Source organism: Brevibacillus thermoruber 423, assembly GCF_000454065.1.
Classification (GTDB): domain Bacteria; phylum Bacillota; class Bacilli; order Brevibacillales; family Brevibacillaceae; genus Brevibacillus; species Brevibacillus thermoruber.
The window spans coordinates 705,048-726,357 of the sequence record NZ_ATNE01000001.1; the positions used below are offsets into that span (position 1 = coordinate 705,048).

At 54.7% G+C, this 21,310-nt stretch carries 20 protein-coding genes and 3 pseudogenes; 11 read left to right on the forward strand and 12 right to left on the reverse strand.

All coding sequences use genetic code 11. The features are described from left to right. Both M516_RS0103425 and M516_RS22620 read left to right on the forward strand, forming a co-directional pair. Positions 1-978: a 2-hydroxyacid dehydrogenase gene (locus M516_RS0103425; RefSeq protein WP_029097892.1), complete on the forward strand. Its 978-nt coding sequence runs from the start codon at positions 1-3 to the stop codon at positions 976-978. A gap of 452 nt (positions 979-1,430) precedes the next feature. Continuing rightward, positions 1,431-2,447, forward strand: a complete 1,017-nt coding sequence (locus tag M516_RS22620) for a copper amine oxidase N-terminal domain-containing protein (RefSeq protein ID WP_051188082.1) — start codon at positions 1,431-1,433, stop codon at positions 2,445-2,447. A gap of 350 nt (positions 2,448-2,797) precedes the next feature. On the opposite strand, the gene M516_RS0103435 is transcribed toward M516_RS22620, so the two are convergent. Genes M516_RS0103435 through M516_RS0103445 form a run of 3 tightly spaced genes read right to left on the reverse strand, consistent with a single transcriptional unit; the run spans position 2,798 to position 5,287 of the window. Further along, positions 2,798-3,697, reverse strand: a complete 900-nt coding sequence (locus tag M516_RS0103435) for a fumarylacetoacetate hydrolase family protein (protein WP_029097893.1) — start codon at positions 3,695-3,697, stop codon at positions 2,798-2,800. Between the two features lie 20 nt (positions 3,698-3,717). Beyond that, positions 3,718-4,491 carry an SDR family NAD(P)-dependent oxidoreductase gene (locus M516_RS0103440; RefSeq protein ID WP_029097894.1) on the reverse strand — a complete coding sequence of 258 codons (774 nt, stop codon included), beginning with the start codon at positions 4,489-4,491 and terminating at the stop codon, positions 3,718-3,720. Between the two features lie 25 nt (positions 4,492-4,516). Further along, positions 4,517-5,287, reverse strand: a complete 771-nt coding sequence (locus tag M516_RS0103445; RefSeq protein WP_029097895.1) for an IclR family transcriptional regulator — start codon at positions 5,285-5,287, stop codon at positions 4,517-4,519. A gap of 329 nt (positions 5,288-5,616) precedes the next feature. Between M516_RS0103445 and M516_RS0103450 the strand changes: the two genes are divergently transcribed. The 3 genes from M516_RS0103450 to gucD are packed head-to-tail and all read left to right on the forward strand — an operon-like array spanning position 5,617 to position 8,593. Next, entirely contained in the window at positions 5,617-5,922 is a 306-nt protein-coding gene (locus M516_RS0103450) for a UxaA family hydrolase (RefSeq protein ID WP_029097896.1), read from the forward strand. Beyond that, positions 5,912-7,081: a UxaA family hydrolase gene (locus tag M516_RS0103455; RefSeq protein WP_029097897.1), complete on the forward strand. Its 1,170-nt coding sequence runs from the start codon at positions 5,912-5,914 to the stop codon at positions 7,079-7,081. Before M516_RS0103450 ends, M516_RS0103455 begins: the two co-directional genes overlap by 11 nt. 45 nt (positions 7,082-7,126) lie before the next feature. Continuing rightward, entirely contained in the window at positions 7,127-8,593 is a 1,467-nt protein-coding gene (gene gucD, locus M516_RS0103460) for an alpha-ketoglutaric semialdehyde dehydrogenase GucD (protein WP_029097898.1), read from the forward strand. 24 nt (positions 8,594-8,617) lie between these two features. On the opposite strand, the gene M516_RS0103465 is transcribed toward gucD, so the two are convergent. Next, positions 8,618-9,175: a CGNR zinc finger domain-containing protein gene (locus tag M516_RS0103465; protein ID WP_029097899.1), complete on the reverse strand. Its 558-nt coding sequence runs from the start codon at positions 9,173-9,175 to the stop codon at positions 8,618-8,620. 183 nt (positions 9,176-9,358) lie between these two features. Here M516_RS0103465 and M516_RS0103470 point away from each other — a divergent pair, with 183 nt between their 5' ends. Then, positions 9,359-9,853, forward strand: coding sequence for a DinB family protein (locus M516_RS0103470; protein WP_029097900.1), 495 nt, complete (start codon positions 9,359-9,361; stop codon positions 9,851-9,853). A gap of 94 nt (positions 9,854-9,947) precedes the next feature. Here the strand turns inward: M516_RS0103470 and M516_RS0103475 are convergent, their stop codons facing one another. The 5 genes from M516_RS0103475 to M516_RS0103495 all read right to left on the reverse strand — a co-directional run bounded on the left by M516_RS0103475 (position 9,948) and on the right by M516_RS0103495 (position 15,770). Beyond that, positions 9,948-11,189 (reverse strand): Ger(x)C family spore germination protein, encoded by a 1,242-nt coding sequence (locus M516_RS0103475; protein ID WP_029097901.1) that lies wholly within the window; start codon positions 11,187-11,189, stop codon positions 9,948-9,950. Positions 11,190-11,256: 67 nt separating this feature from the next. After that, a complete protein-coding gene (locus M516_RS0103480) occupies positions 11,257-12,369 on the reverse strand; it encodes a GerAB/ArcD/ProY family transporter (protein WP_029097902.1) in 1,113 nt (370 codons plus the stop codon). A gap of 46 nt (positions 12,370-12,415) precedes the next feature. Further along, positions 12,416-13,969 (reverse strand): spore germination protein, encoded by a 1,554-nt coding sequence (locus M516_RS0103485; RefSeq protein ID WP_029097903.1) that lies wholly within the window; start codon positions 13,967-13,969, stop codon positions 12,416-12,418. A 241-nt stretch (positions 13,970-14,210) separates the two neighbouring features. Continuing rightward, entirely contained in the window at positions 14,211-14,639 is a 429-nt protein-coding gene (locus M516_RS0103490) for a hypothetical protein (protein ID WP_029097904.1), read from the reverse strand. A 96-nt stretch (positions 14,640-14,735) separates the two neighbouring features. Beyond that, the gene (locus M516_RS0103495) at positions 14,736-15,770 is read right to left on the reverse strand and encodes an amidase domain-containing protein (protein ID WP_152523337.1); all 1,035 of its coding nucleotides are present in this window, start codon (positions 15,768-15,770) and stop codon (positions 14,736-14,738) included. Positions 15,771-16,319: 549 nt separating this feature from the next. Between M516_RS0103495 and M516_RS0103500 the strand changes: the two are divergent. The 5 genes and pseudogenes from M516_RS0103500 to M516_RS22635 all read left to right on the forward strand — a co-directional run. Then, a pseudogene (locus M516_RS0103500) lies at positions 16,320-16,571 on the forward strand (aldehyde dehydrogenase family protein); the annotation flags it as partial. 48 nt (positions 16,572-16,619) lie between these two features. Then, the gene (locus M516_RS25865) at positions 16,620-17,171 is read left to right on the forward strand and encodes a DDE-type integrase/transposase/recombinase (protein ID WP_238550901.1); all 552 of its coding nucleotides are present in this window, start codon (positions 16,620-16,622) and stop codon (positions 17,169-17,171) included. Between the two features lie 364 nt (positions 17,172-17,535). Beyond that, positions 17,536-17,739 carry a Mu transposase domain-containing protein gene (locus M516_RS26280; protein ID WP_420796313.1) on the forward strand — a complete coding sequence of 68 codons (204 nt, stop codon included), beginning with the start codon at positions 17,536-17,538 and terminating at the stop codon, positions 17,737-17,739. 114 nt (positions 17,740-17,853) lie between these two features. Next, positions 17,854-18,633: pseudogene (gene istB / locus M516_RS22630) on the forward strand (IS21-like element helper ATPase IstB). A 60-nt stretch (positions 18,634-18,693) separates the two neighbouring features. After that, positions 18,694-19,503 (forward strand): annotated as a pseudogene (locus M516_RS22635) (aldehyde dehydrogenase family protein); the annotation flags it as partial. A 65-nt stretch (positions 19,504-19,568) separates the two neighbouring features. Here the strand turns inward: M516_RS22635 and M516_RS26285 are convergent. The 3 genes from M516_RS26285 to M516_RS24550 form a co-directional block, all read right to left on the reverse strand. Continuing rightward, on the reverse strand, positions 19,569-19,631 hold the full coding sequence (locus M516_RS26285) for a CGNR zinc finger domain-containing protein (RefSeq protein WP_143862485.1): 63 nt from the start codon (positions 19,629-19,631) through the stop codon (positions 19,569-19,571). A 95-nt stretch (positions 19,632-19,726) separates the two neighbouring features. Beyond that, a complete protein-coding gene (locus M516_RS0103520) occupies positions 19,727-20,008 on the reverse strand; it encodes a hypothetical protein (RefSeq protein ID WP_029097907.1) in 282 nt (93 codons plus the stop codon). A 141-nt stretch (positions 20,009-20,149) separates the two neighbouring features. After that, positions 20,150-21,154 carry an esterase/lipase family protein gene (locus M516_RS24550; RefSeq protein WP_193746938.1) on the reverse strand — a complete coding sequence of 335 codons (1,005 nt, stop codon included), beginning with the start codon at positions 21,152-21,154 and terminating at the stop codon, positions 20,150-20,152. Between the last annotated feature and the right edge of the window lie 156 nt (positions 21,155-21,310).

Here is a 21,310-nt window from a genome sequence, read left to right on the forward strand (position 1 = left end):
GTGACAAAACCGCGCATCTTTATCCCCCACCGAATTGCGGAGAGCGCGTTAGCCATGCTCGGCGAGCGCTGTACGCTGGACTACCGCGACATCGAGGAGAAGCTGGACGACGCCGCGTTTTTCGCCGGTCTGGAACAGGCGGATGGACTGATGATCTACTCTCGCCATAAAATCAGCGCGGACGTGCTGGACCGCGCTCCCCGCCTGCGAATCGTCAGCAATATAGCCGTCGGGTACGACAACCTCGATCTGAACGAACTGACCGCCCGCGGCATTATGGCGACCAATACGCCGGACGTGCTGACCGAGACGACCGCCGACCTGACGTTTGCGCTGCTGATGGCGGCTGCCCGCCGCATCCCGGAAGCGGATCGGTATGTCAAGGACGGACGGTGGAACGAGTGGCTCCCCAGCCTGATGCTGGGAAAGGACGTGCACGGCGCGGTCATCGGCATCGTCGGCATGGGAAGGATCGGCGAAGCAGTGGCGCGTCGGGCAAAAGGCTTCGGCATGCGCATTCTCTACCACAACCGTACCCGCAAAGAGGAAGCGGAACGATCACTGGGCGCGGAATACGCTGGATTGGACGATCTCCTTCGCCGCTCCGACTACGTCGTGGTGATGACCCCGCTGACTCCGGAGACAACCGGGCTGATCGGCGAACGGGAACTGGCACTCATGAAGCCGGATGCGATTTTGATCAACACTTCCCGCGGACGCGTCGTCGACGAACAGGCGCTGATCCACGCCCTTTCCGAGCGGCGCATCGCCGGCGCCGGACTGGATGTGTACGCGGTTGAGCCGGTGTCCAGAGACAATCCGCTGCTGAGCATGCCCAATGTGGTGACCCTGCCCCACATCGGCAGCGCCACCCGCGAAACGCGCGAAAACATGGCGCTGAAAGCGGCGCGCAACATGCTGGCCGGCCTGTTTGGGGAGCGGCCCGAGAATCTGTTGAATCCGTCCGTTTTCTCCTAAACACGCCAAACCGCACCGATTGTCGACATCGGTGCGGTTGCTTTTTTCCCAGAAAAAGACTGCTTTTGGAACAAATTTGTTGCTTCGCCTCAAAATGGTCCGGGCCTGCACGAGATTTGGCCTAGCTTTGTCGGAATATCGACGGGCGGACCCTTCGACCGTTTTTTCCGCCCTTCCTCCGCCGTCTCCACCCCCAACGAACAGCGCCATCCTTCCATTTTTAGGCGACCGCGTGCAGCTTTGCATCGTACCAACCGATCACGAACATGGGACTGAACCGACGCGTTCGGGTGAAGATGTGCCTGCGCCTGCCCCGGTTTGAGCCGGCATGCGAAGGACCATGGCTGTATAAAATTTTTGGTCTATTCGATCATTTTCCGTCTAGCAGCATTTGGTAGAATGACACTGTCGCGATACGTCGACATCATTTGCAAGAAGGAGGAGGATCACTGATGAAAAAGATCGTAACGGCCTCTCTCACGGCTGCCTTGATGTTGGGCGCCGTACCCGCAGCGCTGGCGCAAACGGAAGGACTTGCGGACCGGAATACGGCGGCCCATGGCGATGTGCAGGGCGAGAATGCCGCCGGCGGCGCAGCCGGGACGGCGGATGAAGCCGGCTCTGACACATCGGCGAGCACAGATGACCAATCGACAGCGGACACTCTCTCTCAAACCGAAAGCGATACAACAACCTCCCCCGCAACCACGTCCGATCAGTCCCCCACCACCCTGAGTGTCCAGGAAGCGGTGCAGTCCGCGGAAAAACTGAACGAACTTCGTCAGCAGTTGAAAGACGCGCCCGAGGTGACGGAACAGGTGGCAGCCACGTACGAGGAGCTGGTCAACGCGCTCGTCGACATCGCCGATCTGCCGCAGGCGATCGAGGTGCAAAAAGAACTGCTGGAGCGAACCTACCAGCCCGGAGATACCGAGCCGTTTCAAAAGTTGGGCCAACTGTACGCCAAGGCGAACGTGACGGATGTCAAAACGTTCGTCAACGGCGAGGAACTCACGATGGATCAGGCGCCGTTTATCGTGGGCGGACGAGCTCTCGTGACGGAGCGGGTCATCCGCGAGGCATTGGATGCGGATGTGCGCTGGGATGAGGCCGCTGGCGCCGTCACCGTAACCCGCGGGGACCGCACGATCACGCTGCATGTGAACAAAAACGAAGTCGAAACGAACGGGAACAAGATCACGACCGACGCCATTCCCGTGGTGAAAAACGGCAGCCTATACCTGCCGATTCGGTTCATCAGCGAGCAGTTGGAGGCCACGGTCGACTGGCAAAAAGACGGACAGATCATCATCATCGACGACAATCAGGTGGACGAATCGCAGCCTGCGGGCTCGACCGCGCCGGACGCAACGAACCAGACGGGCGGGGGCACGTCGGGTACGGACAATTCCTCGGGCAGCGGTACTTCGGGCTCGGATGATTCGGACGATGCGGCGGATACCAATTAGCGCAGGTAAAAACCGGACCTCTGCAGGTCCGGTTGGTTCAGACTGAAGACAAATCAATTGGATCGAAGGAGAAGCATGTTTCCAGGCAGAGCGACTTGTGAGCCCTACCGAGCGGAGCAGCGATTTGCGGAAAAAAGGAGCGCCACCTTGGAATGGGCTGCGCAGCGATACGACTTTGGCGATCCCCCGCAAAGCGGTGCGGAGCGTGCAGTTTTTGCTTCCCTGGTGGGCGAGCACGGAGCGGAAGCCGGAAACGTGCTTCTCCTCCCAGCAGTCACTTTGTCTGCACACCAAACCGGACCTCTGAAGGTCCGGTTTTCTGTCGCTGCTGCACAGGCTTTTCCCCCGGATTACGCCTCCTGCTTCATCCGGTTGGTGAGACGGCCCAGCTTTTCGATCTCGATCGTCACCTCGTCCCCGTCCTTCAGCCACACCTGCCGCTCTTTGGGATAGCCGAGAATCACGCCCTCCGGCGTACCGGTCAGGATGACGTCGCCCGGCTCCAGGGTCATGTACCGGGAGATGTAGTGGACGATTTCGTCGCAGGGGAAAATCATGTCCGAGGTGTTGGAGTGCTGCCGCACTTCGCCGTTGACGATGGACTTGATCTCCAGATCGTTCGGATTGCCCACCTCATCGGAGGTGACCAGGTAGGGGCCGAGCGGACTGAAGCCGTCACAGCTCTTGCCCAGCAGCCACTGGCTGGTGCGCATCTGCAGGTCGCGGGCGGACAGGTCGTTCGCGTTGCAGTACCCGGCCACGTACGAGAGGGCCTCCTCCCGCTTCACCCGCTTCGCCCGCCTGCCGATCACGATGGCTAGCTCCGCCTCGTAATCCACCTGCTGCGATTCCGCGGGCAGCGTGATCTCGTCGTTGTGGGCGGCCAGCGTGTTGCTGAACTTGTTGAACAGCACCGGATATTCGGGCACGGCCATGTTGGACTCTTCCGCGTGCTTCCGGTAGTTCAGTCCGACGCAGATGATCTTGCCCGGCTCCGGCACGCACGGCCCGAAGCGCAGGGACGATTCGTCCAGGAACAACTGCGGCTCCCCCGCCGACTCCATGCGGCGGACGTGGGCCGCCAGCGCCTGAAACGCCTCCTCCCCTCCCTCGAGAAACCGGCGGATGGTCTGCGGTACAGCCTCCGCTCCTCCGTGCCGCTCCACCGACGCCGTTACGTCCAGTACGCCGCGGTCCGTCTTGACGCCGAGCGCCAGGCCGCGCTCCGCATAAAAGGTCAAAAGCTTCATCGTGGTTCCCTCCGTCTGTCTTATGCCATTTTTCCAAACACGACCCCGCTGTCGATGTACAAGGGTGATCCCATCATCAGGCGGGACTCATCCGACGCCAGAAAAAGGGCGGCCTTCGCTACGTCTTCGGGCCGGCCGAGTTCGCCGGTAAGCTGCCGTTTCCTGATGGCAGCCAGCGCCTCGTCGGGGTTGTCGTAGGACGTTTGCAGGTACTGTTCCACGAACGGGGTGAGAATCGTGCCGGGCAGCAGCGCATTTACCCGGATGTTGTACGGGGCGTAATCCACCTGCATCGATTTGGTCAGGGCCAGGACCGCGCCCTTGGTGGCGGCGTAGGCAGCCCGCCGCATCAGCCCGATTTCGGCGATGCAGGAGGACATGTTGATGATCGAGCCTGCCCGCCGCTCCATCATGTGGGGCAGGACGTGCCTGCTGGGCAGAAAGACGCCCTTCAGGTTGACGGCCACCACCCGGTCCCACAGCTCCTCGCTGGTCTCGTGGACAGCGCCCACTCCGGAGATCCCGGCGTTGTTGAACAGCACGTCGATGGCACCGAACGCCTTGAGCGCCTGTTCCACCATCGCCGCCACCTGCCCGTCGTCAGTGACGTCCGCCTGCAGGAACACGGCTTCACCGCCGGCTTGCCGAATCTCGCGGGCCGTTTCCTCTCCGCTCTCCGCGGAGACGTCGTTGACCGCCACGGCCGCCCCTTCCTGCGCGAACAACAGCGCAGTGCTCTTCCCGATCCCCGAGCCGCCGCCCGTGATCAGTGCCACTTTTCCCTTCAGCCTCATGCAATCGCCCCTTTCCGGCAATCCTTTATCCTGGAGAAAAGACATGACCGGCGCGCATGGAAAGCCGCCTGCCGAGATCGATGATTTCGTCCCGGGCCGCGTCCGCCTTTTCCATCCAACTGTTCTCCAGCATGGTAAAACTCACGGCGGCGATGATCTGCCCGTCGTGGTTAAACACCGGGGCAGCCACGCAGAAAAAGCCGGTCATCGCTTCCTGCTCGTCGCTGCCGTAACCCGACGCCCTGATTTGCGCAAGCTGGGCCCACAACTGATCGACGTCGCGGACCGTGTGCGGGGTCCTCGGCTCCAGCCGGTACTCGGGATAGAGCGCTTTCAATTCGGCGTAATCCAGTCGGGAAAGCTGCACCTTCCCCATGGCGGTGGCGTAGGCGGGCAGCTTCATGCCCGGATCCGTCGCCACCCGGAGCGGGCCGGAACACTCCTCCTTGGCCAGGTACATAATGTCCCGGCCGTTCAGCACGGAGAGCTGCACCGTTTCGTTTACCCGCCGGACGGATGCGCCCGCTTCGGCGTTAAACGCCTGCAGGATGTGGAACTGGCGGAAGTACGAGGCGGACAGCGCCCCCAGCGTCGGCCCCAGCGCGTAGGTCCCCCCCTTTTCCTTCACCACCCACCCCAGCGTCTCCAGCGTGTGCAGCAGGGAAAACATCGAGCTTTTGTTGATCTTCAAGCGGTTGGCCAGATCCATCAGCCGCAGCCGCGACGGTTCCGCAGCCAGCAGGTGCAGAATGTCGTTGGCTCTCTCCAGCGCGGGTACCCAGTACTTCTTGTCCATGAACAACCAGCGCCTTTCCTGTCGTGCCCATCGGTTTTGTATAATAAACCAGGTTTTGTAAAATGATTACCCTCATCATAGCACACGATTTTCTCCTCAAACAATCATCTTCTTTTGAAAAATTTTTTTATTCAGAAAACGGTTGCAATTACTTTTCCTCTTGCCCTATCATAAAAATTGCCAACTCCAATCCGATATTGTCGGATGTTGTTTTACATCATCAAACAAACGGGACGTTCTGCCGAACATGCCATCCCGTCGACTTCTTGCGCCCCGACATCCCGGTATCCCCATCCCCTGCGCTTTGCATACGGAAAGGAGGCTTGTCCATGTCCGCCTATCGCGCCATCATGATGCAGCCGCATGACAACGTGGCTACGGCCCTCGAACCCATTCCGGCAGACAGCCGCGTCACCGTCGCCTGCCTGGACGTGCAGCATACGGTGACGCTGCCGCATGCGATTGAATTCGGGCACAAGTTTGCCGTCCGCTCGATCGGAAAGGGAGAGGACATCGTGAAATACGGGGAGGTCATCGGGGTCGCCACCCGTGACATCGCCCCCGGCGAACACGTCCATGTGCACAATTTGGAAGGAAAACGCGGGAGAGGAGACAAGATCGCCCATGAAGCATGACACGACCTTTTGGGGCTACCGCCGTCCGGACGGCCGCGTCGGCGTGCGCAATCACGTCCTGATTCTGCCTACGATCACATGCGCCGTGCAGGCGGCCAGGCAGATCACCGAACTGGTGCAGGGGACCGTCTCGTTTATCCACCAGCACGGCTGTGCCCAGGTGGGCGTCGACTACGAGCAGACGTTTCGCACCTACGTTGGAATGGGAGCCAATCCAAACGTCTACGGCGTCGTCGTCCTCGGCCTCGGCTGTGAAACGCATCAGGCGCGGAGCGTGGCCGGGGAAATCGCCAAGACGGGCAAGCCGGTGGAACTGGTCTCCATCCAGGATCACGGCGGAACGCTGATGGCGATCGCGCAGGGCGCAAAAATAGCCGCCAAGATGGTGCAGGACGCGTCCGTCCTGCGGCGGGAGCCGTGCGATTTCAGCGAACTGATCGTCGGAACGGAATGCGGCGGTTCGGACGCCTGTTCCGGTCTGTCCGCCAACCCGGCCGTAGGCGTAGTCAGCGACATGATCGTCGACCTCGGCGGCACCTCGATCCTGGCGGAGACGACGGAGCTGATCGGCGCGGAACATCTGCTGGCCAACCGCGCCGTCGACGACAAAGTAGCCAAGCGCGTCTACGAAGTGATCCACGCCATGGAACAGCGCTCCATCCTGATGGGCGTGGACATCCGCACCGGCAACCCCAGTCCAGGCAATATCAAGGGCGGCCTCAGTTCGCTGGAGGAAAAGTCCCTGGGCGCGGCCAACAAGGCCGGCACCCGGCCGCTGCAGGAGCTGATCGATTACGCTCAGCGGCCGACCAAGAAAGGCCTGGTCTGGATGGATACGCCCGGACACGACATCGAGCAGCTGACCGGCATGGTGGCCGGAGGAGCGCAGGTGGTGCTGTTCACAACCGGCCGCGGCACGCCTACCGGTTCGCCGATTGCCCCTGTGATCAAAATCGCCACCAACACGCCCATTTTCGAGAAAATGGGGGACAACATCGACCTGAACGCGGGCACGATCATCGAAGGAAAGGAAACGCTCCAATCCGTGGGACAGCGGATTTTTGACGAATTGGTCCGCGTCTGCTCCGGCAAGCTGACCAAAGCGGAAATCCTGAAGCAGCACGACTTCGGCATCTGGCGGATCGGCCCCACGTTCTAGCGGCCGTTTCCCATTTTCAGCCATTTATTGAGAGGAGGAATCATCGTGAGCGTTCATACACAAGCGCAAACCTACCAGAACTACATCGGCGGCGAGTGGCGCCCGTCCGCGTCCAACCAGGTGGAGGCGAGCATTAATCCGGCCAACCGGCACGAGGTGGTCGGATACGTACAAAAATCGTCCGCCGAGGATCTGAACCAAGCGGTGGAAGCGGCCCGGTCGGCGCAAACCGCCTGGCGGAAGCTCTCCGGTCCCGCCCGCGGCGAGTACCTGTACCGCCTGGCCGACGTGCTGGAGCGGCATCTCGACGACATCGCCGCGACCATGACGCGGGAGATGGGCAAAACGCTGCCCGAAGCAAAAGGCGAGACGGCCCGCGGTGTGGCCATCCTGCGCTATTACGCGGGGGAAGGCATGCGCAAAATCGGCGACGTCATCCCCTCCACCGACAGCGAAGGGCTGATGTTTACCAGCCGTGTGCCGCTGGGCGTCGTGGGCGTGATCACGCCCTGGAACTTCCCCGTTGCCATTCCCATCTGGAAAATTGCGCCGGCCATCGTCTACGGCAACACGGTCGTCTTCAAACCGGCGCAGGAGACCGCCGTCACCGCCGCCAAGCTGATGGAATGCGTGGACGAAGCGGGGCTGCCCCCGGGGGTCGTCAACATGGTGACCGGCGCGGGCTCGGTCATCGGCCAGGGAATCGTCGATCATCCCGGCATCGCCGCCGTTACGTTCACCGGCTCCGATCAGGTGGGCAAGCAGGTGGGCCTGGGAGCGCTCGCCCGGGGAGCCAAGTACCAACTGGAGATGGGCGGCAAAAACCCAGTCATCGTCGCGGCCGATGCCGACCTCGATCTGGCCGTGGAGGCGACCGTGAGCGGCGGTCTTCGCTCCACCGGCCAGAAGTGCACGGCCACCAGCCGCGTCATCGTCCAGAGCGCCGTTTACGACGCGTTCAAGCAAAAGCTGCTGGAACGGGTGGCCGCGCTGAAAGTGGGCGACGGCCTCGCTCCCGACACCTGGATGGGACCGTGCGCCAGCGAACGGCAGATGCAGACTGTGCTCGGCTACATCCAAAAAGGGCTCGAAGAAGGAGCCGTACTGCTGTGCGGCGGAAAACGCGTGACCGCGCCCGGCCTCGAACACGGATTTTACGTGGAGCCGACTGTGTTTGAAAACGTCACGCCGGACATGACCATCGCCCGGGAGGAGATTTTCGGCCCGGTGCTGGCGCTGATAAAAGTGGACACCCTGCAGGAAGCGCTGCAGGTGGCCAATGATTCCCGCTTCGGACTCAGCGCCTCCATCTTCACCCGGGACATCGGGAACATGCTGGCCTTTATCCGCGACATGGACGCCGGCATGGTGCGCATCAACGCCGAGAGCGCGGGTGTGGAACTGCAGGCCCCGTTCGGCGGCATGAAGCAGTCCAGCTCCCACTCCCGCGAGCAGGGGCAGGCCGCCATCGAGTTTTTCACCGCGATCAAGACGGTGTTTGTGAAAGGATAGGAACAAGCCTCAGGGGAAGCCTCCTCAGCTTCCCCCTTTTTCTTTCTGCCGCTCGCGAAACCGGCGGACCTTCATCAGGTTGCCGCACATCTTGTCGTCACACCAGCGGCGGGCCCGGTTGCGGCTCTCGTCGTAAAAGATCCAGCAGCAGTCCCGGTTGTCGCAGATTTTGATCCGGCGCACGTCCCCGTTTGCCAGCAGTTCGGCAAAAGAGGCGGCGATCCGCCCGATGACCAGCGGCCAGCCTTCAGCAGGGGTCACCTGTTCCAGCCGGTACCCCTGTGCCTCGCCTGTCAGCCGGAGATGGGACGGCACCAGCAGCAGCGCCTCATTCAGCGCCTCCACGTCACGCTCCTCCGGCGTCCCCCCGGCCGCCAGCGCCTCCACCATCCTCCTCATCCGGTCGCGCAGCTCGCCCAGGGCGGCACGCGTCCGGGCATCAGGCGGTACGGCCGCCTCCAGGTTCCACTTGCGGAGAACGTACGCCCACCAGTCCGCCTTGTCCAACCGGTCTTCCCTCCTGCCCGAGCCGCGCCAGTCCCTCCAGTCGCTGTTGAGAAAGTCAATGCAGAGCCACTCCACGATCCACCCTCCATCATGGGAAAAAGCAGCGAAACGATGCACGCACGCTTGAATTCGTTCCCATCATTTGGTATCATGTGCTTGTAACCGTCATAATCAATTTAGGTAGTTACAAACCAATCATGTTCGTCACCGCCATTATACCGTCCGAACAGACCCTTGGACAAAAAAAGGAGGAGTCACATGGATCGCCTGGACCTGCTTCGCCACGCATGGACGTGCACGTACGACAAGGAGGATTGGTACCCGCCGCTGAAGGACGCGCTCGCCAACCTGACCGCCGCGCAGGCCAGTTGGCGGCCGCCGGGAGAAGCGGCCAACACCATCTGGGAAAACGTCAGCCACCTGCTTTATTACAAGGAGCGGTTACTCCACCGCCTGAAAGGAACGGCGTTCGCCGACACCGCCCGCACCAACGACGACACCTTTACGCCCGCCGGCGGCCCCGATGACGACGACGCGTGGCAGGCCGTCCTCTCCCGCATGGAATCGGTGCACCGGCAGATTGGGGAATGGCTGGCATCCGCGGAGGACGACGCGCTCGACCGTCCGCTGCCCGCCGTGCCGCTGGCCCAATCCGTCTTCAGCCTCGTCCTGCACGACGCCTTTCACACCGGCCAAATCGTGCAGATTCGCAAGCTGCAGGGCTCCTGGCCGGCGAGACGGTCGTTTGAATAGGCGGAGCAAACGTACGAGAATGAAAAAAAACCGGCTTGTAGGCCGGCTCAGCGTGCAGGCAATGGATTCGTTCCATGCGACACCCCGTTTTCTTCTACTTGTGCACTTCGTTCTCCGGTACGGCCGGGGGTTCGGTGGACAGACCGGGTCTGTGGATGTACACCTTGGCGTCAACCTTCACTTCCACGTGGGGAAAGATCTGATCCCAGCGATCTTTCGCCGCAGCCCACTGCTTGGGATATTTTCGATGAAAGGCTTCGGCGAAACCGAATATGTCCGCCTTCATCCCTTTCTGTACCTTTTCCAGGGCCATGTACACCCGATTTTCAAGGTCTTTTTCCGCTTGTTGCTGCAGCATTTTGATAACGGTCGGTTGTAACAAGTCCAGATTGGCGGCGTTTTGCACCACATCATCTTCTGCCACGGCCTTCAGCGTCATTTTCCAGGTTCCCTTTTCAATGTGGGGAATTCGCTGCGTTTTCGCCCGAATCAGTTCGAGTGAAACATGGCCTTTCGCCTCTTTTGGCTCAATGGTAATCGTCGCTCTTTTGATCTCGTTTCTCACCCACAGAATCCCTCTGGTTAGCTCGTCGTTGACGTATCCGACCATTTTACCTTTCTTGAACACCGCTGTACCGTTCAAGCGCAAGGTGGTGTGGTCTTTCTCGCCTCCCGTTTTGGGCGGGACTTCTTCAATCCGGGGCAGGGCAGCCGCTCCTGCCTCTCCCTTCAACATCTGCAGCAGCTCTTTCATCGTCTTGTTCATCCCGAACTGCAGGTTGGCCAACTCCCGCGCTGATTCCGCTGAAGATTTTTCGAGAGGAGGAAGCACTTCCAGAATGTTGGCCGCCTTCCCCTTGCTGACAAACACATGAATCCGCAGGCGGGATTGCGGATGGCGTGCGAGGTAATCCACGTGCTCGCGAATGCCTTCTTTCGCCAGTTTTTCCCCAATGACCAAAACCTTCAGCTGCCCCCAGAAGATCTTCCGCGAGATCTGTTCCTGAAGCTTCGCCATCGCATCGGCAATCGTTGTGCCCGTTGCCGAATTGACAAAGGTCGGGTTTGTTCCTCCCCCGCCTCCTCCGCCTCCTCCGCCTCCTCCTCCGCCTCCTCCGCCCCCCATTGACTGCTGGCCGCCACCCGTGGCTTTCGGAACGACAATTTGAACCGAAAGCTCTACCTTTTCGTTCGTTTTATCTATGCCGATTGCCGACACAAGCAGTACATCATTGATCTCCTTTCTGTCCCAGCAGCCGGCAATCGGCAGAACAGCTCCGCAGAGGAAGAGGGGCAGGAGTGTTCTTGATAGTCTTCGCCAACCAGGAATGATCATCTCTGTGTCCCCCTTTTTTGGGTGAGCGGTCTTCACGTAAAAAAGCAGGCGGGGATGGCCTTCTCGCTCACCCTTTCTGCATCGCTCTACCCCCATTGGCGACCTGCTTTCGGATGACGGCAATGATCAACAGCAGCAGCGGCAAGAGTGTTTGGATGAAGATGCCGATGATCGGGGCGATGATTTTGAGATAAACGGCCAAATCCGCCAAATTGGGGGTCGGCCAAATGCAGGTAACAATCAGCAGCATACCGATCGGAAATACGACGGGGCGATAATCAGCAAGATTCAGCCATTGGGCGGTACCAAGCGCAAGCACATAATAGATCACAGCGATTTTGACGAACGTCCCCGCCACCCAGATTGTCATCACCAGCGACTCGATATGTTCGAGAAAGTCTCCCATGCTGATGTACCGTACCGCTTCCACCAACGGGTAGGTTAAACTGGTGGTAATCTCCCCAAACAACCAAAGGACGACGAGATTGATCACTGCCATCGTGACCATCGTGGCAATCACGGTGATCATTCCCCATGTCATCCCTCTTTCCCGGTCTGTCAAAAAGGGCAGCATGAAGGAGATGACAATGAATTCGCCGAACCATTTTAGCGGTTCAACCGCTCCCAGGATGGCCGGCAGGATTCCCTTCTCCAAGACAGGCAGCATGTTTTCCGGCTCCAGGTCAGGAACGAGCAGGAGAGTGATTGCACCGAACACGAGAATAAAAAGGGGAACGAAGAACTGGGCGGCCCTTCCCAATACTTCCAATCCGCCGCGAACGGCGAAAGCACAGATCAGAAGCATGGAGCCAAGGATCACAATCAGAGGGGTTCTGGGAAGAAATTGACCCACCATCACCTCCCCATATTCTCTCATCACAATCCATTCCAATTGCAGAAAAAAGAGCAGGTAGACAAACCCGATACACTTTCCCAGAATCCTGCCGACAATATGTTCACTGTATTGGATGATCGTCTCCTTCGGGTACATCTTGTTCAACCGGACCGCCACATACACGGTAAGAAAGCCGGCGAGGGACGCCAAAATCGGCGAGATCCACATGTCACGCCCCGCTTTGGTCGCCGTCGCTTCCGGAATCCAGAGCAGCGCCGTCGCCACGATTGTCGGATACATCATGATGCCCATCTGGGATGCGGAAATTTTGCCCTTCTCGATCATGTTTCCCTTTCCTCCTCAAGCAGCCTCTTTCCCATCGGCCTGCCTCCTATTCTGTTCCTCTGGTCGGACCTGGTTTCTGCCCGGGAGCTTGTCGGTGTTTGTTCTCGTCTCCGGTTAAACGGGGCCGCGTGTTCATCTTCCACCACGGCAGACGGATCAGCACGTATTTGATGTCACGTGGAATTAACGGGGCCATCGGTGTCAGGTAGGGAACCCCGAAGGAGCGGAGCGTGCACAGGTGCACAACGATAGCGATGATTCCAAGCATAACGCCAAGCAATCCCAGTATTCCCGCGAGAAACATCATCGGGAAGCGCAGAAGTCTGAGTGCAATGCCGGCGGAATAGCGAGGAACCGAGAAGGAAGCGATTCCCGTGATCGACACCACCATCACCAGCGGCGAGGAAGCGATACCAGCCGTGACCGCCGCCTGCCCGATAATCAGCGATCCGACAATACTGACGGCAGCGCCGACTTGTTTCGGCAATCGGGCCCCTGCTTCCCGCAGCGCTTCAAACGTAGCCTCCATAAAGAGCGCTTCCACCAGTGCCGGAAACGGAATCTCTTCCCGGGAACGTGCCATGCTGATCAAGAGCGTGGTGGGCACCATTTCCTGGTGAAAGGTGATCGCCGCAACATACAGCGAAGGAAGCAGCAACGAGATGATAAAGAACATGTAGCGCAGCCAGCGGATCGCGGTGCCAATCATAAACCGTTGATAATAATCCTCTGCCGCTTGAAGCAAAGAAAACATGGTTGCCGGAACAATCAGGGCAGAGGGGGGGCCGTCCAGCAAGATGGCCACCCGTCCTTCAAGCAGATTCGCCACGACCACATCCGGGCGTTCCGTATTGATCACCTGCGGAAACGGGGACAGCGGATTATCTTCAATCATTTCCTCGATATACCCGGATTCCAGGACGCCGTCCATGTCAATGCGCTGCAGCCGATTTTTCACCTCATCAATCAAGGTCTTGTCCGCAAGCCCTTCTATGTACACGATCATGACCTGGGTCCGCGAATAGCGTCCCACTTTCAGCGACAGTATTTTCAGTTGGGGGCTGTGAATCTTTCGCCGCAAAAGAGAGGTATTCACCGTCATGGTCTCGGTAAATCCTTCCCGCGGTCCCCGCAATACCGATTCCGCCACGGGTTCTTCAACCGACCTTTTCTCCCACTTGGCCAGTCCCAACGAAAGTCCCCTGTTTTCCTGTTCGAACAAAAGCACCGGATTGCCGCTCGAAATCTGCTCGATGCAGTCGGCGAAAGTCTTCACTTCCTTCACCTTTGCAGCCGTTACCTTTTTTTCAAAAATCGCACGCACGGTGGTTTCTGCTCCGCCTGCATCATCCATGAGTGGCCCAAGGACACTCCGGTCGATCTCCTCGATGTTGGACAGCCCCTCGATGTAGACAATCACCGCTTTCTTCTTGCCCCCTATCAAAAAGGGCCGAAAGATCACATCCGAACAGTTGGTGTATAGGGAACGAAGAACCCGCAGGTTTTCTTGAAAATCCGTGGTAAGCGTATCTTGTTGAGAAGTGGACGGCTGACGATGGTGAAGCAGTTTGGATTTTCGGAACCACTTGCGGTCCAACATGCCCCCTCCTTTCTTCTGTCCATACCACGATGTGTCAGTGCACGAGAATGATCATTGAGGAGGGATCTCAAAAGACTGCCCTTATTCTTTCCCAGCGTGGATCAAAACATTCGTCAGGTCGCATTCGTTGCTAGAGAAATAAGTGCGTGGGATTCGTTGATGTGCCCCCCTCCTGTTTTCCCGTCCCTAAGCGTTTCGAGATGGAAAAACAAAAAGCGACCCGTTTGAGCCGCCTTTTTATTTAATCCGCAATCGTTACAACATTGCCTGGAACGGTGATTCTGACGTAATCACTGTTCCATATTCTTGTTTCCACCATTACTTTCTGCTGATCCTTTGTAAACAGATAACCGCTGCCCATTTGTGTGTCGTAGGTCCAGCCTTCCTTGTTCATTCGCTCCTTCAGAAGTTCCAGAACATCAGAGCTGCGTCGTTTGTCCGTCAGGTATATGCCATGCCCTTCCGGGGTGACTGCGACCGGAACGATTGGTTGATCTGTTGTTTTCAAGATGTACACCGGCATGAGGTAGTCGCTATCGGTTTGATTCAACGTAAACAGCAGCTTTAGATTGTCAAATCCGACCCGATTCACAAAAAGCACGACCGCTGTCACACCGAGAATCACCACGCCAGCTAAGCCAAAAAAAGCAATCTTCCACGGATTTTTCATGAGTTGAACCTCACCGTCCCTTTCCATCTCAATTATTTATTATCTTTCAAAAAATTCACCGTCGCCCAAGAAACGACGGTGAATTCTCTGCATAAATCAATTTGTAGCTTTATCCATTTCATATCCGAATACTGTGTAACCATCATTGTACCACTTTGCCAGAGTATACGCAGTATTTGTACCAGGAATGACTTCTTTAGCATCATAAGTATGCTGAGTTAGATATTTATTGCTGCTAGAACTACCCGTGTTTCTGGTGATAAGTGCTGTGTGGTCGATATGACCGTCACCAGCGAAATCTGCATTTACAGCGTCACCAGTTTGTAAATCTGAAACATAAGCAGCTACACCTGCGCGGTCCCTCCAATGCAAGTAGAAATTATGTGCTCCGCCCCATGTATATGACGGAACGACCCCAAAACTCCAAGACTTAGGGTCTTGGTAGTTCGACCCATATTTATATTTCATTCCCGCTTCGTGTAAGGCTTGAGAAACAAAGTTAGCGCAATCGTTCCAACATTTCTCATCGATTTTACATCCATATTTGTCAGCATAATACGACGAATACACTGGATTTCTGCCATTCCACCATTCATACGCATAATCTCGCGCTGCAATGTTATCATACCCATTACTAGCAGCAACAGATATGTCCGTGGTACTTACCGATGCCGAATCCGATGCTTTATTGTCTGCTGTAGACGGTGCATTTGGAGTAATCGGCATAAGGATGATTAACTCATCGATTTCATCTTCTGAAAGAGTCATGTTTTTTTCCAGTTTATCTTTGTAAGCTTTAATCTTGTCATTTATTGCGTAGTTCTCATATAAATCTATGAATTTGACGAAAGAAACGACTTTTTCCATGTCGGCTTCACTAAATAGACCATACGCAACCCCTAGAGACTTAACGAATTGTTGATATTCTGGGTTATCTAGGTCGGTTTCAATCTGAATACCATTATCTTTTATATGCTTGTTGATAATATCAATTGCCACGCTGTGTTCCTTTAAAGCCTTCTTTTTTTCCACTTCGGGATCGCCGGGAAGGGTTTTTAGGAAGCGAATGTCGCTGGCTTTAAATACGTTGAAGTTATCGTTATTTGGCAATGATTGTGCTTCAGCAGACACGCTGATTTAAGAACTTAGACTTAAACAAAGTGCCCCTACAACTGCCAATGCTCTCTTTAGCTTCACGAATAATCACCCTCCATTTTGATTAGTAGCCTTAGACCATAAGACATTGTTTAGAATGCTTTCAAGAAAAACATTCCCGAAAGAAATATGAACTGACCAAATTAGCTTTTTTCCTGATATGCGTCCTTTCCGTTTACCTCTAAACCAACGATGTGTAGACTGGCGAGCAATTTCTTTTTTGACATGATCACCAACCTCTACTCTATATTTGTTGGAGTTGTCCCTCCTTAAATAAAGACGGACTATATTGGATATTCGTTACAATATTTCCAATTATTTTTTTACATTGCCCCAATTCAGCAGATAGTAATAGTATCTCATTAAGTGGAATCCACTCTCCGCTATCTTCAAGTCCGAATAGCTGCAACCTACGACGTAGGCTGTTTTTTAAAAGTGTCGCAGAAGGAGACTTCCACGCAACTTTTGGTTACAATTAACAAAAAACCGGAAACGGAGCCGACGACAGCGAAGGGCTGATGTTCACCTCTGGGCGTCGTGGGCGTGATCACGCCCTGGAACTTCCCCGTCGCCATTCCCATCTGGAAAATCGCGCCGGCCATCGTCTACGGCAACACGGTCGTCTTCAAGCCGGCACAGGAGACCGCCATCACCGCCGCCAAGCTGATGGAATGCGTGGACGAAGCAGGGCTGCCCCCGGGCGTCGTCAACATGGTAACCGGCGCGGGTTCGGTCATCGTGTCAAAATCGGTCGTAAAATCCCCAATATCAGCGGTTTAAAATTCCCCAGAAAAAGCCGACATACTCTCCGGGAGGAGAGTAAATATGGTGAAGAATGGGGAGTTTTTTGTGATCAAGGAAATGAGACAAAAAGGGATGAATATCACCCAAATCGCGGAAGAAACTGGACGAGATCGAAAAACGATTCGGAAGTGGCTACAGAAAAATGAACCGGAGAGCTATCGCCTACGTAAACCTCGTGTTAGCAAGCTGGAACCTTTCAAGTGGTACATTCGTGCTCGAATGGCAGAAGGTTGTATCAATGCTCGAATTATCTACGATGAAATAAAAGAGCGTGGCTACACCGGTAAGGACACAATCTTGCGTGACTTTATGAAACCCTTACGGCCACAAATTCGGGCAAAGGCAACCGAATGGTACGAGACATTGCCTGGGCAGCAGGCACAAGTGGACTGGGGACATTTTCGAGTGGCATACGGCGGCAAGCAAAAACGGGTATACGCCTTTGTCATGGTGTTAGGGTATTCTCGGATGATGTATGTGGAATTTACGGAAGATGAAAAACTAGAACCCCTTATGGGTTGTCATGTCCGAGCGATGCAGCTTCGGTGGTGTTCCTCAAAACTGTCTATATGACAACATGAAGACAGTAGTTATCGGTCAGGACGACAAAGGCCAGGTAATTTGGAACGAGCGTTTTGCCCGTTTTGCTAGCCATTACGGTTTTAAGTTGTTACGCTGCAAGCCCTATCGGGCTCGTACGAAGGGAAAAGTGGAAAATGGAGTGGGGTACCTATGCAAAAACTTCTGGCCTCGTGTCCGTACCTTTACTGGACTTCAAGAGCTGAATGAACTGGTACGGCACTGGCTAGACACAGTTGCTAACTGTCGTGTTCATGGAACAACCCATGAGGTACCAATTAAGCGTTGGAAAGAGGAAACTCTCCTACCAATGAACAACGTTCCGTTTGCTACTGTCGAGCGTCATTTCCGAAAGGTGATGGCTGACGCTCACGTTTCCTATGCGGCTAATCGCTATTCCGTACCATGGACCTATGTAGGATATACAGTAGAAATACAAGACGCAAAGAACGGCATCTTACGTTTCTATTATGCCGGTCAACAGATCGCAGAACATCCTAAGCAGATAGGTCGGAATCAAACTGTGAGCATAAAAAACACTTCGAAGGAATCCGGACAATGACGGGCACCAAGGTTCCCCAACTACTCCCCGCTATGTTCCGAATTCAACACCCGAAGTGTTAGAACGCTCACTTACGGCATATGAAGAGTTGATGGAAGAGGAGGAGGTCCTGCATTGATTCTGCAAGAACGACTATTGGAAGCGTGCCGTCAATTAGGTTGGGTACGCATTCCGGATATCCTCCACTACCACGCCGAAGAAGCATCCAAACAAAACATACCGTATTTAGAGTTTCTGGACAAGTTATTGCAGGAGGAGCTAGCGGCAAAATACGAGTGATTTTTGCAAACACGTACTCGTTTAGCCCGACTTCCTTATCGAAAAACACTAGACCAATTCGATTTCGTCTTTCAACCATCGATCGATGAAAGGCGTATCCGAGATTTTGCTACGTTACGTTTTCTGGAGCATCAGGAGAATCTCATCTTTCTAGGCCCACCTGGCGTTGGTAAAACCCATCTAGCAGTAGCGCTCGGATTAGAAGCCATAAAGAATCGATATTCGGTGTATTTCATTACCGCCCACGACTTGGTTCAGACGCTACAGACAGCTTATGGCAATCGTACGATTGCCCAAAAGATAAAGGCTCTAACCAAACCGGATCTACTGATCATTGACGAGATTGGATACCGAAAGATGGACGAAACCGCCGCCCACTTCTTCTTCCAAATTGTCTCTTAACGGTACGAAAAAGGTTCGATGATCTTGACTTCCAACAAAACCTATGGAGCATGGGGAGAAATCTTTGGCGATACTGTCTTGGCGACGGCCATTTTGGATAGATTATTACATCACTCCAATACGACCAACATAAAGGGAGAAAGTTATCGGATCAAGGAAAAGAAAAAGGCAGGCTTCTTTCGTCCGGAGCCTGCCGAAGTTAACGAGCAATAACGGAGAAAATGGGGAATTTTCGACCGATATTTTTGGGGAATTGTATAGCGATTATTGACAATCGGCCAGGGAATCGTCGATCATCCCGGCATCGCCGCCGTTACGTTCACCGGCTCCGATCAGGTGGGCAAGCAGGTGGGCCTGGGAGCGCTCGCCCGGGGAGCCAAGTACCAACTGGAGATGGGCGGCAAAAACCCAGTCATCGTCGCGGCCGATGCCGACCTCGATCTGGCCGTGGAGGCGACCGTGAGCGGCGGTCTTCGCTCCACCGGCCAGAAGTGCACGGCCACCAGCCGCGTCATCGTCCAGAGCGCCGTTTACGACGCGTTCAAGCAAAAGCTGCTGGAACGGGTGGCCGCTCTGAAAGTGGGCGACGGCCTCGCCCCCGACACCTGGATGGGACCGTGCGCCAGCGAACGGCAGATGCAGACCGTGCTCGGCTACATCCAGAAAGGACTCGAAGAAGGAGCCGTACTGCTGTGCGGCGGAAAACGCGTGACCGCGCCCGGCCTGGAACACGGATTTTACGTGGAGCCGACTGTCTTTGAAAACGTCACGCCGGACATGACCATCGCCCGGGAGGAGATTTTCGGCCCGGTGCTGGCGCTGATAAAAGTGGACACCCTGCAGGTGGCCAATGATTCCCGCTTCGGACTCAGCGCCTCCATCTTCACCCGGGACATCGGGAACATGCTGGCCTTTATCCGCGACATGGACGCCGGCATGGTGCGCATCAACGCCGAGAGCGCGGGTGTGGAACTGCAGGCCCCGTTCGGCGGCATGAAGCAGTCCAGCTCCCACTCCCGCGAGCAGGGGCAGGCCGCCATCGAGTTTTTCACCGCGATCAAGACGGTGTTTGTAAAAGGATAGAAACAAGCCAAGGGGAAGCCTCTTTCAGCTTCCCCTTTTTTCTGCCGTTTGCGCAACTGGCGGACCTACATCTGGTTGCCGCAGATCTTGTCTCCACACCAGCGGCGGGCCCGGTTGCGGCTATGCATGGGGTATATATTGCGATTTAATAGCGAGGGGATAATAAACTGGAATCGCCAAGCAAAATTTTAGTGATTTCGAGCCTTTAATCCGATCCATTCGCCTAAAACAGTGCTGTCATAACGACTACAAAAAGAATTAACGCAACAAATAATAAGGCAAAAATAATGCCCCATAAAACTTCTTGTTTTTTATTATCGGCAGAGCGAATATGGAGTATTTTTTTTAAAGCGAACAAGCCGATCAAAACGATCAACCCGATAACAAATGTACCTATTGATGCGTAGTATAATGTTATTTCTTCTTGGGTTGCTATAATAATAGCTAGAACTGTTAGCCATATGATTGCATATATTGCAATTATTTTTGACATGATTTTGTCCATGTATTACTCCTTGTTATTGTTTTCAACAAATCCACATTTTTACTAAAGTAAAGGGAGGAAATGAACTGCCAAGCTATTTTCCTCCCTCTTTTTTATTTCCCAAGCTTATTTAATTTTTAGAGCGATCGTCATATGTTCCTGTTAATGCTTTTCTACATAGTATGGTGTTCTTGGGTGTTTACGCATCGTACTATGTCCTCCAAACTCATCATCCCAAATCAGGAATCTAGTATTCATTTCTACTGGAGAATCACCGAAGTCTTCCTCTGGGTCATAATCCGAGCCAAGAGCTGAATCAATATTTACTGGACCATCTTCAATATCTCCGTACAAAGGATAATCTCCCGTTTTATCATAATATTTTTCATTTACATATTCATTCCAACTCGAATAAGTTTTTGTCGGTCCAACCCCTAGTCCAGTCTGATATATGTTTCTTATATCGCCAAAATCCCCAACCAGTGTATTATAGCTCGGGTTCCATCCAGCAAAACCAATAAGTGGTTTGCTGAAATCATTTTCAAACTTCCTGGAACCATTCCACAATTCACTATCATCTCTATCTAAATCTCCAAAAGGTGCCTGATCGCTTCCAAAATGCGGAGTCCCCAGGGTAACCACCCTTTCAACATCTGCGCTTCTGATATTCTCAACTAAATACCGAGAAACCAAGCCTCCCATGCTATGCCCAACCAGATTTACATCCTGCGTTGAACTACTGAATACACTATTCTTCAACTCACGAATAACTGAATTTAGATGGTTAGCTGCTGTTCTAACACAACCTGAAGTACCATCAGCGTTATATATAAATGTAAAAATATCTTCATTAGGGGTATACCCGTAATCAATAATTAACTTTGGACCAAGCTCTTCATCATCAACAATTCCAGTTATTGAATGAACATCAATATTTGAATATGTAGTTTCTTCATGAGTGCTATAGCTTTCTCCAGTTATCGTTTCATAAGAACGAATGGGTTCAGAGGCCCAAGGTTCATCGTATCCAATATGATACCATCTATCTTCGAATCCCCAAGTGTCAGCCCCTCCCAATAAGCCATGAACTAAGATAACGGGTGTCTTTCCAGACTGGGTGGTGACAGCAGTAGCAGTAGCTATTGTCTCATCCCCCTGTTCATACACATCTTCTATTTTATAAGTAGACTCCAATAAATGGGTGTTATCAACATCATCCGCTTCGCCATGTCACCGCCGGGATATAATTGACCCAGGTTCGCCGGAAAGAAAATGACCCACCCTTAGCGAATATATCCCCTTCGGTATTAACGGCCAAGTTAA

What these genes read in the sequence shown, in the direction of transcription:
- M516_RS22620 (WP_051188082.1), top strand. Translation starts at nt 1,431, where the DNA reads ATGAAAAAGATCGTAACGGCCTCTCTCACGGCTGCCTTGATGTTGGGC.
- M516_RS0103435 (WP_029097893.1), bottom strand. Translation starts at nt 3,697, where the DNA reads ATGAAGCTTTTGACCTTTTATGCGGAGCGCGGCCTGGCGCTCGGCGTC.
- M516_RS0103440 (WP_029097894.1), bottom strand. Translation starts at nt 4,491, where the DNA reads ATGAGGCTGAAGGGAAAAGTGGCACTGATCACGGGCGGCGGCTCGGGG.
- M516_RS0103445 (WP_029097895.1), bottom strand. Translation starts at nt 5,287, where the DNA reads ATGGACAAGAAGTACTGGGTACCCGCGCTGGAGAGAGCCAACGACATT.
- M516_RS0103450 (WP_029097896.1), top strand. Translation starts at nt 5,617, where the DNA reads ATGTCCGCCTATCGCGCCATCATGATGCAGCCGCATGACAACGTGGCT.
- M516_RS0103455 (WP_029097897.1), top strand. Translation starts at nt 5,912, where the DNA reads ATGAAGCATGACACGACCTTTTGGGGCTACCGCCGTCCGGACGGCCGC.
- M516_RS0103470 (WP_029097900.1), top strand. Translation starts at nt 9,359, where the DNA reads ATGGATCGCCTGGACCTGCTTCGCCACGCATGGACGTGCACGTACGAC.
- M516_RS0103475 (WP_029097901.1), bottom strand. Translation starts at nt 11,189, where the DNA reads ATGATCATTCCTGGTTGGCGAAGACTATCAAGAACACTCCTGCCCCTC.
- M516_RS0103480 (WP_029097902.1), bottom strand. Translation starts at nt 12,369, where the DNA reads ATGATCGAGAAGGGCAAAATTTCCGCATCCCAGATGGGCATCATGATG.
- M516_RS0103485 (WP_029097903.1), bottom strand. Translation starts at nt 13,969, where the DNA reads ATGTTGGACCGCAAGTGGTTCCGAAAATCCAAACTGCTTCACCATCGT.
- M516_RS0103490 (WP_029097904.1), bottom strand. Translation starts at nt 14,639, where the DNA reads ATGAAAAATCCGTGGAAGATTGCTTTTTTTGGCTTAGCTGGCGTGGTG.
- M516_RS25865 (WP_238550901.1), top strand. Translation starts at nt 16,620, where the DNA reads ATGGTGAAGAATGGGGAGTTTTTTGTGATCAAGGAAATGAGACAAAAA.
- M516_RS26280 (WP_420796313.1), top strand. Translation starts at nt 17,536, where the DNA reads ATGGCTGACGCTCACGTTTCCTATGCGGCTAATCGCTATTCCGTACCA.
- M516_RS0103520 (WP_029097907.1), bottom strand. Translation starts at nt 20,008, where the DNA reads ATGGACAAAATCATGTCAAAAATAATTGCAATATATGCAATCATATGG.